Genomic DNA, 15,457 nt, shown 5'->3' on the forward strand with positions numbered 1-15,457 from the left:
TTCGGCGATGGGTTTCGCGGTGGCCAACGCAGCAAGGCGGTCGTCCGCCGTCGCGACCCGTTTCGCGCTTGTGCGGCTTCGAACGCAGATCGGATAAATTGCCTGTTCCACGGATCCCCGGCTGCGATCTGTTAGGCCAGCATTCATTGAGGTGGGATGAGTGGACATCACCCCGCAAACTGATTCACCCGGGCGATTCGGTGAGTATCGCGAGCGGCGAACGCATAATCGATTTCGCGATTGCGCCAGTGGTGATTACGAAAGAAGAGCCCGAAAACGGGTCGTGGCCGTTTCAGTCATTATCAGAAATACGAAATATGTTGCAGTGTAACACGATAATAACCGCGCGGGGGCGCTCGGCTGTGTGATCAGCGAGCGCTCGGGCGCGTCCGACTACCTGGGTGCGCGCCGTCCCACTGCGCATCGATGCGGGTCACCCGGCGGTCCTCAATGACGAGCCACAGCGCTCCGGCGGCCGCGCCGAGGACGGCGATGAGCACCGTGGTGGAAAGCCATTCGTAATGTCGATAGGCGGCCGCTGCCGCCGTGCCGATCAGACCGAACATCGCTACGACCAGCAGGATCAACCCCGGCCAGAAGAAGTTGTCCTTCATCGCGATACCCGCGTGCGGTTGTGTGGTCCGGGAGTGATCCGTCGGATCGTCATGCGTGTCTCCCATCACGGCTCCCTCCATAGTCGGACGAGATCGAAATATTTGGTCAGGTCGAAGCGGCGCCGTCGCGGATGAGCAGCTCGGGCAGCGTAATGGCCCCGATCGTTGTCACCAGCCACACCACGACCGTCGTGGCCAGCCAGGATGCCACGCCGGCAATGGTGAGCCCGTGCGTCACGACCGACCCGATGAACAACGCGAAGATCGTCAATGCCAATCCGGTGCCACCAAGAAACAGGGACGCATAAGGGTGGGGCAACTTCAACATCCACAGGGACAGGACCGCCTGCGATACCGCGAACACCACTACGGCGCCGACGAACCCCGATGCCGACAACGAAACCGCGGGAACGATCCAGGCCGCAATCAACAATCCGGTCGCCCACGATGCCAGCAGCACCACTGCCCGCAGCAGGACTTGCCTCATGGCGTTACTCGTAGGTCGAAAGGCTCTGACTGGGCGAACAACGACGATGACGCCGGCCGAACACACTGCCAGCAACCGGGATCGATATCGGGACCGTCGTCAACTCTTGTTGCCATGGGGCACATCCTGGCGATAGGCAGGGTGAGTTGTCATCGTCCGGGCCGCGATTCACCCGGGTGATCCCTATGCGATGCCGTAGTCGTTTATCTTGCGGTAGATCGTCGCCCGCGACATTCCCAGGGCGCGGGCCGCCTCCTGCTTGTTGTTGCCGTTGTCCTGCAGGCTACGGACGATCGCGTCGCGCTCGAGGGCTTCCATCTGGGTCAGCTTCCGCCGGGTGACCGAGCGGCACTCCGGCGGCAACTTGTCGGCGCCGACAACGCCCGAGCGCTGGCGGGCAACGGTCTCGGTCAGAACTCGTCGCAGCTGCGCGACATTGCCCGGCCACGGCAGCCTGCTGAGGTGGCGCATAGCGTCGGGGGCAAGCTCCACATCAGCGCCCCGGGTGATCTCGCGCAACAACAACGGCACGAGTTCTCCCAAGTCGTCAATCCTGTGTCGCAGTGCCGGCACCGAGACGCTCTGGGGGAACAGCGGCAGCAGCTGCTTGACGGGTGCCGAAGGCGGTGCGGAACTTCGGGTCGCCGCGATCCATCCCCGGCCTGCGCGCGTGGCCAGGATCGAGATGATCGATTCGAGTGTGTCAGTGTCGACCTCGTCCACATCGGCGATGACCACTGCGAAGTCCTCATCGCCGGACTCAGCCGCCAGCTCGGCGACGAAGCGCGCTGCGCTCCGAAATTCCCCCGCACGCATCACCCGGACGATTCGACCGGGTTTCACATGCTCTCCCACCGCCTGGGCCAGCCGCGCCCGGCCGGATCCTTTCTCGCCTTCGACCAACACCCAGTCTCCGTCGCGGCAGCACTGCTCCACCTGCTGGCAGCAGCGCAGCCAGGCGCCATCGTGCCCGGCCAACCCAGGGATGTGCGTGCCCGCCGAACGGGCGATCTGCGGGCGCTGGGCGCTTGTCTGGGACGAAAGGTCAACGTGGAAAACGACATTGGTCCGGCCACCGTGTACCGTCGAGCGGTCGGCGGCAGTGATTTTTGCGATGCGCCCGCTTGGCAGAACGGCCAGCGCCGTACCGGACAGCATGGAGCTGAGCATGTCCGACGCGTGTTCGAGTAGCGTCGTCTGCTCGTTGCCGTCCAGCGCCCGGCGCAGATACGGGTTCATCAACACCACATCGCCACCAATCGCGAGCACACCGCTCGAAGATCGCCGTGTCTGCTGCAGATACGCCTCCAACAGCGCGGTCTCACCCTCGTGAGCCACCACCCGCATGCGATCCTCGATTTGACGACCGGCACTGGTAGCCAGCGCGAGCAACAGTGGACGCGATTCGTCGGCCAGACAACTCAGATTGACGGCTCCGATTACCCTGCGCGTTATCGGATCCCGGATCGGCGACCCCGCGCACGCGAAACCGCTGAACATGGCGACGTAGTGCTCGCCACCGCGGATGAAGACGGGCCGCCCGGTCTCCAGCGCAGTGCCGATCCCGTTGGTGCCCGCCACCTCTTCCGCCAAGCTATAGCCCGGTATGAGGCTCACCGCGTCCAATGCGTTGAGGATGGACACTTCTGGGGCGGCCCGTTCGACCACCACCCCGTCGGTTGAAGTCAGGACGACGCTCACGGCTTGCGCAGCCAGGTCGTCGGTGACGCGCCGCAGAACCGGCGCGGCCGCACGCACCAACCGCGAGCCCGTATCGGGTTCACGCACATACGGGAGCTCGACCCGGTCGGGGTGCACGCGGAGGGTCTGCGACCGACGCCAGGAATCCAGAACGCTTGGGGGCAAGGTCTCCCCCTCCAAGGACCCCTCACACAAAAATCGTTCCCGCATCCGGCGAACGTCGGTTTGTACGTCGCCCCACAAGCTCATCGACGCATGGACCTCGCTCCCCGACCGAGAGGTACAGCCGCCCCCAATATCGGTGTCTCAGTTTGAGACGCGCAACCCTGCTCGGATTGAGACGCTCAGTATACGCCCGCGCCGGTGTCATGGATCACGTCAGCTAATGCATCGGACGGATCGGAAGAGTGACGGTGAAGCACCAACGGCACGCGGGCGTCGAACGCGACGGCGGCCCGGTCGTCAGGTGATCCACGCCTGCGATTCCCTCCCGATCCAGCGAAAAGGCGTGGAGAAATGACTATCTATCAGCTAACCGATCGCCTGCACGACGGCCGCACCGTACGCGTCCAGGCAGACCAAATCTCCGAGACGGTGGCCTCATGGCTGGCCGAGTTGGGCGCCTGCAGTCCATTGGTGGAGTTGCTCAGCGCAGCCGTGCACAACGGCGACTGGCCCGCAACGCACGAGATTGCCGATTACCTTTCGGTCGAAGTTCAGGTGGCAGCATGAGATCGGGCCGGGAGGCAGGGCGGGCTTTCGAGACCCACAATCCCGATCGCGGCCAGTCACAGCGGATGGCGCGCAATAACACGTCTACACTGGTTACCAGCGCTAATGGTGGCGACAACTGTGGATACAACGGGGAGGTCTTCCGCCCACCCGCTTCCCGCTGGGGGGCGGCGGTTGGTGTGAGCATCGCCAGGGCGTCGGGGAACGTGCGCATACCGCCGATTCGTGGTCGTGCGGGCGAGCTGAAGGTGATCGACGCCCTAGTCGCGGCGCTGGCCCGGGGGCGCGGGGGCGTTCTGGTCATCGAGGGGCCGCCGGGCATCGGGAAGAGCCGCTTGTTGACCGAGGTCCTGGCGCTCGGCGAAAAGGCCGGGGTTCGGGCACTATTCGGCGAAGCGTTTGAATACCAGCAGACGGTGCCGTTTTTCTCGCTGTTCATGGCGACCCTGCGCGCGGATCCACCTGTCGGTGATGCGGAGGCGTTGCGTCGCTTGGGCACGTCGGCCGATCTCCGCTACTGGGTGGTGCGCGATCTGCAAGCCGCCATACATACCGCGGCGTCCCGAATACCCTTGGCCATCGTCCTCGAGGACATCCACTGGGCAGACAACGCGACCCTGCTGGCGCTGCGGTCGCTGGCCGCGACACGACCCGATGCGCCCGTGCTGTGGGTGCTCACCGCGCGAACCGGCGCCGGCGGACCGGCCGTTCGCGAGACGCTGAGCGTGCTGGAACGCGAGGATGCCGCGTTCCTGCGGTTGACGCCCGTCACACCGAGCGCGGTAGCCGACATTGTGCAAGACGCCGTGCGAGCCAACGCGGATACGTCACTACTCAATCTGGCCGACAAGGCGCACGGCAATCCGTTCCTGCTCACGGAGCTGCTGCGGGGACTGGACGAGGACGGCCGGCTCGATGTCAGCGGCGGCCGCGCGGTTGCCGCCGGAGACACGCTGCCCCGCAGGCTCAGCGACACCATGCAGCAACGGCTCGACCAGCTCTCCACCGCTGCGAGCCAAGTGGTACAGGTAGCCGCGGCGCTGCCGGACCGGTTCTCGGCCCGGCTGCTCGCCGCGATGCTGGAACGCCGACCCACCGCCCTGGTATCGGCGATTGAAGAGGCCGTCCGGGCCGATCTACTCGTCGAAGACGGCGATCAGATGAGGTTTCGTCACGATCTGCTGCGCGAAGCGACACGGCAATCTTTGCCCCAGTCGCTGCGCCGGGCGATGGAGCGACAATCGGCAACCATCATGCTGGAGATGGGAGCGGCGCCCGAGGAGGTCGCAACCCAGCTCGCCCGCAGCGCCGAGGTGGGCGATCAAGCCGCGATCGTCGCCCTGCGCCAGGCCGCACAGTCGGTGGCCAACAGCGATCCGGGCGCCGCGTCGGATTTGAGCATGCGCGCGTTGGAGCTCCAGCCCCCCCAAGACCCCGAACGTGAGCCACTCGTGACAGAAACGATCGTGCTGCTTAATCGGGCCACCCGCTACGAGGAGGCACAACGGTTGGCCAGCACCACCCTGTCCGCCGCGCTGACGCCGGAAGAAGAGGCCAAGATTCGCCTCCGGCTCCCGACGGTAACCACAGAAGCGACAACGCGACACATCGAAGAGAATCTCCGCGCGCTTCAGCTGCCCGACCTCAGCGACGTCACCCAGGCACGACATCGGGGATGGCTGGCGTACAACCTGGCAATGTACGGCCAACACGGACAAGACACCGCGGCAGCCAACGACGCGGCGGCCGCCGCCGCGGCCGCCGGCGATCCCGAATCGAGCATTCTGTCCGGAGTGGCACTTGCCTGCCTCGAGTGCGCGAACGGATACGCGGGCCGCGCTTTACACCGCGTCGAGGAACTTCAAGCCCTGACCCCCGCCGGCGATATGACCGCTCATCACCTCGCGGCAATCCACCTGGCAAACCTGCTTGCCGTGGTCGGACGGTTGGATGATGCCTCGGCGCTGGTGGCGAGCCGCACGGAGAAATCCCGGAAGGAACGCGACGGCATGGGGCTGCACATCTGGGCCCTGACGGCGGGACAGGTACACGTCGCGGCGGGCCGGTTGTCGGATGCCCGCGCCGCCCTCGAGGGGCTGCCAGCGCCGGAGCGAACGGGGTCGACCTTCGTCGACGCGAGGCGCATGTTGATCCTTGCGGAAGTGGCGGCGCGCACCGATGACCGAACGTTGTTGCTGGAGACGGTGAGCTATGCGCGCGACGCGTACTCCAACGGTTCAGTCGCCGTACGTCGAGGGGCCGCGGGGGTGCTAGGGCTACTGGCGTGGCAGCGCGACGACGTTCATGAGGCGGTGCGCTGGCTCGGCGGCGATATCTCGATACTCGTGACACCGTTCTTGCCTACCGTCTTGGATCAGCTGGCCTTGACCGCGCGAGCAGCGTCAGCCGCCGGTGACGCCGGCCTGCGAGCGCGTCTCCTGGACGCTGTCGACGTGCTCGAACGCGAGCGGCCCGGGGTCCGGGTGTTCTCCATAGTCGCCCAACACATCCGGGGGATCCTCGAGCGCGATGCCGATGCCCTGGTGACGGCGGCCGGCGCGCTCCACTCCTGTTCGCGGCCGTTGCTTTACGCAAGCGCGGCCGAGGACGCCGGTGCCGAGCTGAGTCGCGCACAGCGTAACGCTGAGGCGCTCGACCAGCTGAACGCGGCATTCGACACCTACATCGCGTGCGAAGCGATTGTCGATGCCCGCCGGGTCGGCCGCGCGCTGCGCCGGCTGGGCGTGGAACGCCGCATCGTCGCCCAGACTCGGGCGAAAACGGGCTGGGACAGCCTCACCGACTCCGAACTCAAGGTCGTCAACCTCATCGCACAGGGCGCGACCAACCGCTCCGTCGCGCAGCAAATCCACCTGTCCCCCCACACGGTCAAGACCCACGTCCACAACGCATTCGCCAAACTGGGCATCACCTCGCGCGCCCAATTGGCGCAGCTCATGCGCGGCGCCGATTGATCGACAGCAAACCGGGCAGCTGATGCGCGGGCCTACAATGACGTGCACTGCAATGACAGTCCGGTAAACGGTAGACAGGACGCCCCATGGGGCCTTCAACCGGCCTTTCTGATGTCGGCGGTCAGCCGCTGGTCACTCCGCCGATCCGGGGGCGGGCGGCCGAGCTGGAACTGATCCGCGCGCTGGTCACCGCGGCGGCCCAGGGAACCGGGGGTGTGCTGGTCATCGAGGGACCGCCCGGCATCGGCAAGAGTCGGTTGCTCACCGAAGTGTTCGCGCTGGCCGACGGGTGCGGGGCGCGCACCTTGTTCGGGGAGGCGTTCGAGTATCAGCAGGCGGTGCCGTTTTTCTCGCTGTTCATGGCCACGTTGAACGCCGATCCCCCGGTCGGCGATCTAGAGGCGCTGCGCCGGCTGGGCAGCTCGGCCGACCTGCGCTACTGGGTGGTGCACGATCTGGCCGAAGCGATTCATGCGGCGGCCGCGGAGACCCCCCTGGTGATCGTGTTGGAGGACATCCACTGGGCCGACAACGGCACGGCGTTGGCGCTGCGGTCGCTCGCCACAGGACACCCGGAAATGCCCGTCTTGTGGGTATTGACCGCCCGCACCGGGGCGGGCGGGCCCGCGGTACAGGAAACCTTGTCGGTGCTGGGCCGCGCGAACGCCACATTCCTGCGATTGGCGGCCATGACGCCGGACGCCGTCGCCGACATGGTGTGTGATGCGGTGCGGGCGAGGGCGGCGGCGCCGCTATTGGAGCTGGCCGCCAAGGCGCACGGAAATCCGTTTCTGGTCACCGAGCTGGTCGGGGGACTGGGCGAGGAGGGCCGGCTCAATCTCTCCGGTGGCCGCGCGATGGTCACCGGCGACGGACTGCCGCGGCGTCTGGGCGCAACCATGCACCAGCGGCTGGAGATGCTCTCCGACGACGCTTCCGAGCTTGTGCGAGTGGCCGCGGTGCTGCCCGACCGGTTTTCGGCTGCCCTGCTGGCCGCGATGCTGGAACGGTCGCCGGCGTCGCTGCTGTCGGCGGTGGAGGAGGCGGTGCGCGCGGATCTGCTCGTGGAAGATGGTGAGCGGCTGAGGTTTCGGCATGACCTGCTGCGTGAGGCCACCCGGCAGTCGTTGCCGCAGTCGCTGCGGCGGGCAATGGAGCGCCAATCGGCGTCGGTCATGCTGGGCATGGGAGCGGCCCCCGCCGAGGTGGCCACCCAAATCGCGAGAAGCGCGGAGCCCGGGGACAAGGAGGCGGTTGGCGCGCTGCGCCAGGCCGCTCAGTCGGTGGGCCGCGGCGATGCGAGTGCGGCCGCGGACCTGTGCAAGCGTGCGTTGGAGCTGTTGTCCGCCGACGACTCTGAGCACGGGTCGCTGGTTGCCGAAACGGTGGAGCTGCTCAACCGGGCCAGCCGCTACGACGAGGCCGAAGAAGTGGCCGTGACGGCGCTCTCGGCGGCGGCGTCGCCGGAAGAGGAGGCCGAGATTCGCCTCCGCCTCCCGACGATCAATACGCACAGTGCCCAGCGGCGGGTGGAGGAGAATCGGCGAGCGCTGCAGCTCGGCGGCATCAGCGAGGTCACCAGGGCGCGACATCTGGCCTCGCTGGCCTACAACCTGCTGTTCGATCAGCGGGGGCAACAGCGCGCGGCCGCCGACGAGGCCGCCGCGGCCGCGGCGGCGACCGGTGATCTCGAGTCGAAGATCGTGGCCGATGTGACCCTCGCCTGTCTCGACTGTGGGGACGGGTATGCGGGCCGTGCCCTGCGCCACCTCGAGGAGGCGTGCACGCTCGCCCGCGCGAGTGATGCGACGGCGGCCCACGACTTGCTCGCAGCGCACCACGCCAACCTGCTGGCGGTGGCCGGTCGGTTGGACGACGCGGCAGCCAAGATCGCCGACGGAATAGAGCAAGCCACCCGGGAGCGCAACGCGATGGCCCTCGATATTTGGGCCGATATCGACGCGTGGGTCCATCTCGCCGCGGGCCGGTTGTCCGCAGCTCGCGCCGCGGCTGAATCCGTGCCGCGCCGACAGCCGACAGGCGCGACCGACCTGGGTATGGTCCGCGTGGCGCTTCTGGCCGCAGTGGCGGTGCATACCGATGACCGAAACTTGTTGCAACAGACGGCCAATGATGCGCGTGACGCGTACCCCACCGGCGCATCGATGGTTCGTCGGGCGGCGGCGCAGGTGCTCGCGCTCGCGGCGTGGCAGCGCGACGATGTCCACGACGCGATGCGTTGGCTCGGCGATATCGCGCTACTCGGGACGCCACTCACGCCTGAGGTCCTAGATCTGGTGATCTTGGGTGCGCGGGTGGCGTCGGCGGCCGGTGATGCCGGCTTGCGCGCGAGGGTCCTGCAAGCCACCGAGGCGCTGGAGCGTGAGCGACCACCGGTGCCGGTCTTCGCGGGGGTCGCCGGATACGTCCGCGGGATCCTCGAGCGTGATGCCGACGCACTGGTGGCTGCCGCGGAATTGCTTCGCTCGTCTTCGCGGCCGCTTCTCTACGCGGGCGCGGCCGAGGACGCCGGGGCCGAGCTGAGTCGCGCACAGCGCGACGCGGAGGCGCTCGACCAGCTGAACGCGGCATTCGACACCTACATCGCGTGCGAAGCGATTGTCGATGCCCGCCGGGTCGGCCGCGCGCTGCGCCGGCTGGGCGTGGAACGCCGCATCGTCGCCCAGACTCGGGCCAAAACGGGCTGGGACAGCCTCACCGACTCCGAACTCAAGGTCGTCAACCTCATCGCACAGGGCGCGACCAACCGCTCCGTCGCGCAGCAACTCCACCTGTCCCCCCACACGGTCAAGACCCACGTCCACAACGCATTCGCCAAACTGGGCATCACCTCGCGCGCCCAATTGGCGCAGCTCATGCGCGGCACTGATTGACCCATACGTCAAATACGGGCCCCGCCTGGCCTATTCGTCACCCGTCGCCTGCACCGGCCTAGTACTAGCCCCATCCGGCCCTAAACATCAATCCTCGGGCGATGGTTTTGCGCCGCCCCCGCGACGACCGTAGTAATCGACAACTATCAGGCTTCACCCGAGGGAAAGAGCGAACCATGTTGAACGCGGCGCTAGGAATCCTGGCGATGGTGCCAGTGGCGTTCGGCCTCGCTGGGTACGCGATGGTGTCCCGATGACCTATGGTCACGTGAGCTCGCCGAACAGCAAGCGGGACTCTACATCTCGATGCGCATGCAAGCCGCGCTAGCTGACGGGCGACGTCGATCGCCGGCCCCCAACCGCACAGTTACGACGAGCGATTGCACCGGCGCCATCAACTCCGCCATCGCCGTCGGCGGCCCGGCTCTCGCGGCTGGGAGCCAGGTGAGTCGGCTGGCAGCGTCCGACGCCGTTGCCGGGGGCACCGACCATGGCCGTTCTGGAGCGTGCGGCCCCGGCGCGTCGGCGCCGCCGGAAAATCCGCTGGGCGACGAGTTTCGCTTCGGCCGTAGCGATCCGGCTTCTCTCGCGTCACCCGTCGACATCGAGGAGCGAGCGTCGTGACCCGGCTTGGCACCGGAACCGCCCTGCCCAAAGGCTTCGCGGGCGGTTACGCGTCGTCGGCTATATGACCGTTCGGCGGGCTGGGGCTGCGCGAGGGCGTCCCGGCCCGCCGAATTCCATGTGCACACGATGTTCCTTTGACACCCGAGAGTTCCTGGCCGGCAATGACTCTGGCCGTGCCAACCGCTGCGATCTTGCTGCAACTCGTTCGCCAAGGCGGCATCCGCCCCCTGCCCAGTCGGCGCAGCTCATCCGCCGCCCGCATTGACCAGTCGGTCAATTATCACGGTCACTAGCTATACACCGACCCTGCCCTAAACATCACCCGCCGGGTGATGGTGACGGCGTCTTCGCGCTGCCAACGTAGTGATTGGAAACGGCAACGGAAAGCAATGACACAGAGGAATTGCGAAAAGCGGTGATGAGCAAGGTCTTGGCATGTTGATGGCGATCCCGGTGGTGTTCAACGTCGGTGGCTGGGTGTTGTGAACCGAGGGCCATGTGCGTGTGACCGACGTCGACGGGCCGCCACGGCGTCTCACTTTGAGACGCTCGATCACCTCACGTTGAGACGCTCACCATCCGCTCGCCGCGGTGTCATGAGTTGCGGGAGCCACCCGACCGATGGGAATAGAGGGGAAATACGGTGAGCGGGCAGAGCGTGAGCACGGCACATGCGAACATCCTTGAGCCGCTGGCGGCACGGGCATCCGCCAGCACAAACGGGCACCGCCGGCGTGCGCCGGAGGTAATCGAGGGGAGCGAATCTGATTCAATAAGGTCACCGCGAATGCCGGACCGAACGAGCCCGCCCGAACCTGCAGAGAACAACTGGGATGCCCAGACGCCAGCGCCCGGCCACGGCGCTTCACCGCCGAGTTTTCCTGCCCGGCTGCTGGGTTCAACGCATGCTCGGAGTTCGGGCGTGACCGGCTCAGCTGGACCCAGCGACAACAGCGTCGGAGAAGCCGCCGCGCGAGCGGTGCTGCTCGCCACCAAGCTGCACGTCCCCGCCATCGGAGCCCAGCTTGTTCACCGAGCCGCCCTGTTGGACATGCTGTCGACGGAACGCCGCAAGCTGACCCTATTGAGCGCGCCGGCCGGCTGGGGCAAGACGACAATTCTGGCGCAGTGGGCACTGGCTGCGGGTAAGGATCAGCGGTTCGGCTGGCTGTCGCTCGATGCCTCCGACAACGACCCGGTGTGGTTTTGGATGTACGTGATCGCCGCGCTGCAGAAGGTCAGTCCCGGCGTGGGGGTTCGCGCGGTCGAACTCCTCGCGATGGGCGCCGACCCAGTGCAGGTCGTACTGCCCACCCTGCTCAACGATCTCGACACGATTGACGGCTCGATGGTGCTCATTCTGGATGACTACCACCTGGTCGTGAGTCGACCGGTTCATGAGCAGCTGGCATTCTTCATCAGCCGGTTGCCGGCGAATCTGCACTTGGTGCTGGCCACCCGATCGGATCCCTTGCTGCCGTTGGCGCGTCTCAGGGCCTGCGGGGACCTTGCCGAGCTGCGAACCGAGGATTTACGTTTCGGCGCCAGTGAGGCGGACCATCTGCTGAACGACGTCCTGGGTCTGGGCTTGGCCCACGCCGATATTCAGCTGTTGCACCGGCGCACCGAGGGGTGGGCGGCCGGTCTATACCTCGCCGGCCTCTCGCTTGCCGGACGCGCCGATACCGCCGCGTTCATCAAGACGTTCGCCGGGGATAACCGTCATATCGTCGACTACTTGATGGCCGAGGTGCTCGATGGTCAGCCGCCGCAGATGCGCAGTTTTCTGCTACGCACCTCGGTCTTGGGACGGCTCAACGGTGCGCTGTGCGACGCGCTGCTCGAAACGTCCGGCTCGGCCTCGGTCTTGGAGACGATCGAACGCGAAAACCTCTTTTTGGTTCCGCTGGACACGGCGCGTCACTGGTATCGCTATCACCAGTTGTTCGCAGAGCTGCTGCGCACCGAGTTGCGGCGCAGCGAGCCCGATCTCGTCGCCGATCTGCACCGGCGAGCCGCGGCCTGGTTCGAGACCGAGGGACTCATCGATGAGGCGGTGCGCCACTTGGTCGCCGGCGGCGACATCGAGCGCAGCGCCGATCTCATCGCCGCGGACTGGGTCGACGAAATCAACGGGGGCGGCGTGTCGACCGTGTCCGGCTTGCTTGATCTGCTCCCTGAGGAGACCGTTTTGCGGGATCCGCGTCTGAGCCTGGCTCGCGCCTGGATCGCCCTGAGCGTTGGTCAACTCGATGACGCGGCCGAGTGGATCGAGGCCGTCGAAACCCGAGCCACGGTCGACACCACAGACCCTGGCGTGGTCGGCGCTCAAGTCGTCGTGTTGCGCGCGGTTCACGCCTTCAAGACGGCAGAGGTCGCCACGGCGCTCGAGATGTCTCGCCGGGCGATCACCCTCGATCTCGCCGAAGCGCCGATAGGCCGATCGAGCGCCTATTGCACTTATGGAGCGGCGCTGTATTTCTCGGGCAGCATCAAAGAAGCACAGGCCGCCTTCGAGCGGGCGGTGAAGCTGGCCGAGAAATTGGGCGATCGTCGCGCCCGTGTCGACGCGTTGGGCTACCTGGCGCTGATTTCGGCCGAACAGGGTCACATCGCAGACGCCGAACGGCAGATCCGCCGGGCTTCCGGCAGCTCACGCGACCTGGCGGATGCGGAACACCTCGTGAACGTGATGGTGTCGCTTGCGACGGCCGAGGTCCTCCGCATGCGCGGTGACGCGGTTGCGGCGGTGGCCGCCGCCGACATGGCCGTCATGTCGGCCCGCCAAGGCGGAGCAATCCTGGAGGTGGCCAAGGCACTGTTGGCCAGAGCGGAGATCTTCAGAGATCACGGCGACCACCAGATGGCAGAGGCCATCCTCGACGAGGTCGGTACCCTGCTGCGCGATTGCGCGGACGCCGGCGTCGGCTCGGCGTTGCTCGCGTCAGGCGGGCGAAGTGCCGGCGCCCCAGCGGCTTCGCGCAACGAGGGGCACACGGTCGACGAGGAACTGACCCCCAAGGAGCTCGAGGTTCTTCGGCTGCTCGCCACCCGGTTATCGCGACGTGAGATCGGTGCGCGGCTTTACGTTTCGCTCAATACCGTGAAGACCCACCAGCGCGCCCTGTACCGCAAGCTCCGCGTCGAGCACCGCAGCGCGGCGGTCAGCCGGGCGCGAGAACTCGGCCTCCTGTAGCACGAATCGTCGTATCTGAGAACGCCTCGCGTTAATCACCCGGGCGAACCGGCGGTTGGGTGATGACGGCTCACCCCACGCGGGCGCAGCCTCATAGAGGAGCAAAGGTCGGGTCAGATGGCCTTGCCGACCCGACGCGTTCGAAAGGTGGGCGATGACTGAGGCTTACGTTTTGGGGGGCGTACGAACGCCGTTCACCCGCTATGGCGGCACACTGTCGGGCATTCGCGCCGATGACTTGCTGGGTATGACCATGAAGGGCGCCTGCGAGCGGGTGGGTGTGCCGCTCGACGCGGTGGAAGACATCGTGGCGGGTTGCGTGAACCCCGCTCACGAGGGCATGGGCGACGTCGCCCGATGGGCGGCGTTGGCGGCCGGATTTCCCGACACCGCGGCCGGGTCCACCGTGAACAGATTTTGTGGATCGTCACTGAGCGCGGCGGTGACCATCAGCCACGCGATCAAGGCCGGCGACCTCGGGTTGGGTATCGCCTGTGGAGTCGAGTCGATGTCCCGATCGGGGTGGGCGCTGATGAAGGGCGATGCCGCGTTCAGTCCCCGAGGTCCGGTTCTGATGCTTGACACCATGTGGAGCGGCGCTGGAGGTCCGCCCAACCCGGTGCTGCTGGCCCGCAACGCCTACATCAGCATGATCGAGACCGCGCAGAATGTCGCCGACCGCTACTCGCTGAACCGCGAGGAGATCGACGCGTTCGCAGTGCGATCCCAGCAACGCGCGAAGGCCGCCCGGGATCGGGGTCGGCTGGCCAAAGAGATTATGCCCGTGACGATTCCGGCGACCAAGAAGACACCCGCCCGGCTGGCGGAACACGATGAGTTCATCCGCGACGACACGGCCGCCGCGGCGCTCGCGGCCTTACCGGCCCAGCCGGGCACGACCCAAATGACGGCGGCGAACTCCTCGCCGTTAAGTGATGGCGCCAGTGCCGTCGTCATCGCTTCCGGACAGCGAGCCAGCGAACTGGGCATCGAGCCCTTAGCCAGAGTGGCATCCAGTGCGGTCTACGGCATCGACCCCCTCATCATGGGCGTGGCACCTGCCTGGGCGATCCCGGCCGCGATCCGCCGGGCGGGACTTTCTCCCGACCAGATCGACGTGTGGGAGGTGCACGAGGCGTTTAGCGCCCAGGCGCTCGGCGTACTGCGCGAATTGCCAAACCAGCTGGATGGTTTCGTGGTCCCCGACGACAAGCTGACGCCCAATGGTGGCGCTGTCGCCATCGGACATCCCTTCGGGGCCACAGGAACTCGCTATTTGCTGACGCTGGCGATCGAATTGCGTGAGCGAGGCGCCCGTTATGGGGTTATCGGTGTCTGTATCGGCTCGGGCCAGGCGGTAGCAGTCGTTCTCGAAAATGTTGACGCGGAGTAGAAGACGGATTGCGCGTGACACAGCGGCGGTCAGCGTACGGAGCCGGTGCCGCACGCCGATTGTCCACAACAGATTTCTAGGCCACCCCAATCGCGAGAGCACGCCACCGCCACTCGGCGATATCGCCGGTCGTCTTCACCCGGGTGAATCGGTTTCGAGGGTGATGCCATCTCACCCGCCCCGGCAGCAGGCTCATAGTCGACGAAGCGTTGCGGATCCTTTCCGCGCAGACGCCCGCCCACCAGCAGAGCTGCTGCGTCTCGCCGGCGGGGTCGCAGGACACGTGGGCTAACCAGAACCACGACGGACAACCAAGAAGGGGCACTGACCGGTGAACCCCAGAACAGCACGGCTGCTTTGCGGTGGACAGTTGCCGCGTCCGCGGCTCGCGAGTCTGGCCGCCCTTCACGTCGACGCCAGGGCTCAAGCCCGATCATTTCTCGACTTCGATCGGGTACCGATCTCGCTGGGCCTATACCCGTTGGTTCGCGATCACGGGCACCGCATCATCCTCACCGGTATAGGCGCATCGCAATTGGCGGCCCTGGCGAGCTGGCGGCGGCTCGGTGCGGCCGGCAGGGCCGCGTGGTGGATCGATACGGAACATCTTCTAGAGAATCCGCGGCCGGTCACCTCCGACTCGCTGCTGGTCGTCACATCGCCGTCGGGGTCGAGCAGGCATGCACGCGCTTTGACCAACGAGCTCGGCCGGACCGTGAGACCAGCAGCGATGATCGCGATCACCGATGACCCGGCCAGTCCCCTTGCCGCGGTTGCCGACTGTGAGGTTCTGCTGCGTAGCGGTGCATCGAGCAGCCCGAAAGGGTTTCTGAACGCT

9 protein-coding genes are annotated in these 15,457 nt (G+C 66.4%); 6 read left to right on the top strand and 3 right to left on the bottom strand.

The genetic code is table 11. The features are described from left to right. Positions 1-368: 368 nt before the first annotated feature. The 3 genes from usfY to A5701_RS26045 form a co-directional block, all read right to left on the bottom strand. The gene (gene usfY / locus A5701_RS26035) at positions 369-695 is read right to left on the bottom strand and encodes a protein UsfY (protein WP_369807452.1); all 327 of its coding nucleotides are present in this window, start codon (positions 693-695) and stop codon (positions 369-371) included. A gap of 25 nt (positions 696-720) precedes the next feature. Beyond that, positions 721-1,101 carry a hypothetical protein gene (locus A5701_RS26040; RefSeq protein WP_067760981.1) on the bottom strand — a complete coding sequence of 127 codons (381 nt, stop codon included), beginning with the start codon at positions 1,099-1,101 and terminating at the stop codon, positions 721-723. Positions 1,102-1,284: 183 nt separating this feature from the next. After that, positions 1,285-2,919 (bottom strand): sigma-54-dependent Fis family transcriptional regulator, encoded by a 1,635-nt coding sequence (locus A5701_RS26045; protein ID WP_304442278.1) that lies wholly within the window; start codon positions 2,917-2,919, stop codon positions 1,285-1,287. A 399-nt stretch (positions 2,920-3,318) separates the two neighbouring features. Between A5701_RS26045 and A5701_RS26050 the strand changes: the two genes are divergently transcribed. The 6 genes from A5701_RS26050 to A5701_RS27810 all read left to right on the top strand — a co-directional run. Beyond that, a complete protein-coding gene (locus tag A5701_RS26050; protein WP_067760986.1) occupies positions 3,319-3,534 on the top strand; it encodes a hypothetical protein in 216 nt (71 codons plus the stop codon). A 179-nt stretch (positions 3,535-3,713) separates the two neighbouring features. Beyond that, complete coding sequence (locus A5701_RS26055) at positions 3,714-6,509, top strand: AAA family ATPase (protein WP_067760988.1); 2,796 nt, start codon at positions 3,714-3,716, stop codon at positions 6,507-6,509. 86 nt (positions 6,510-6,595) lie between these two features. Then, on the top strand, positions 6,596-9,403 hold the full coding sequence (locus A5701_RS26060) for a LuxR family transcriptional regulator (RefSeq protein WP_067760990.1): 2,808 nt from the start codon (positions 6,596-6,598) through the stop codon (positions 9,401-9,403). Between the two features lie 1,549 nt (positions 9,404-10,952). Continuing rightward, on the top strand, positions 10,953-13,226 hold the full coding sequence (locus A5701_RS26065) for a LuxR C-terminal-related transcriptional regulator (RefSeq protein WP_067760992.1): 2,274 nt from the start codon (positions 10,953-10,955) through the stop codon (positions 13,224-13,226). A gap of 154 nt (positions 13,227-13,380) precedes the next feature. Further along, positions 13,381-14,619, top strand: coding sequence for a thiolase family protein (locus A5701_RS26070; protein ID WP_067760994.1), 1,239 nt, complete (start codon positions 13,381-13,383; stop codon positions 14,617-14,619). A 331-nt stretch (positions 14,620-14,950) separates the two neighbouring features. Continuing rightward, on the top strand, positions 14,951-15,457 hold a 507-nt coding region (locus A5701_RS27810; protein WP_156670274.1), incomplete at its 3' end, for an SIS domain-containing protein.

Origin of the sequence: Mycobacterium sp. E3305 (assembly GCF_001666785.1) — a bacterium.
GTDB lineage: Bacteria > Actinomycetota > Actinomycetes > Mycobacteriales > Mycobacteriaceae > Mycobacterium.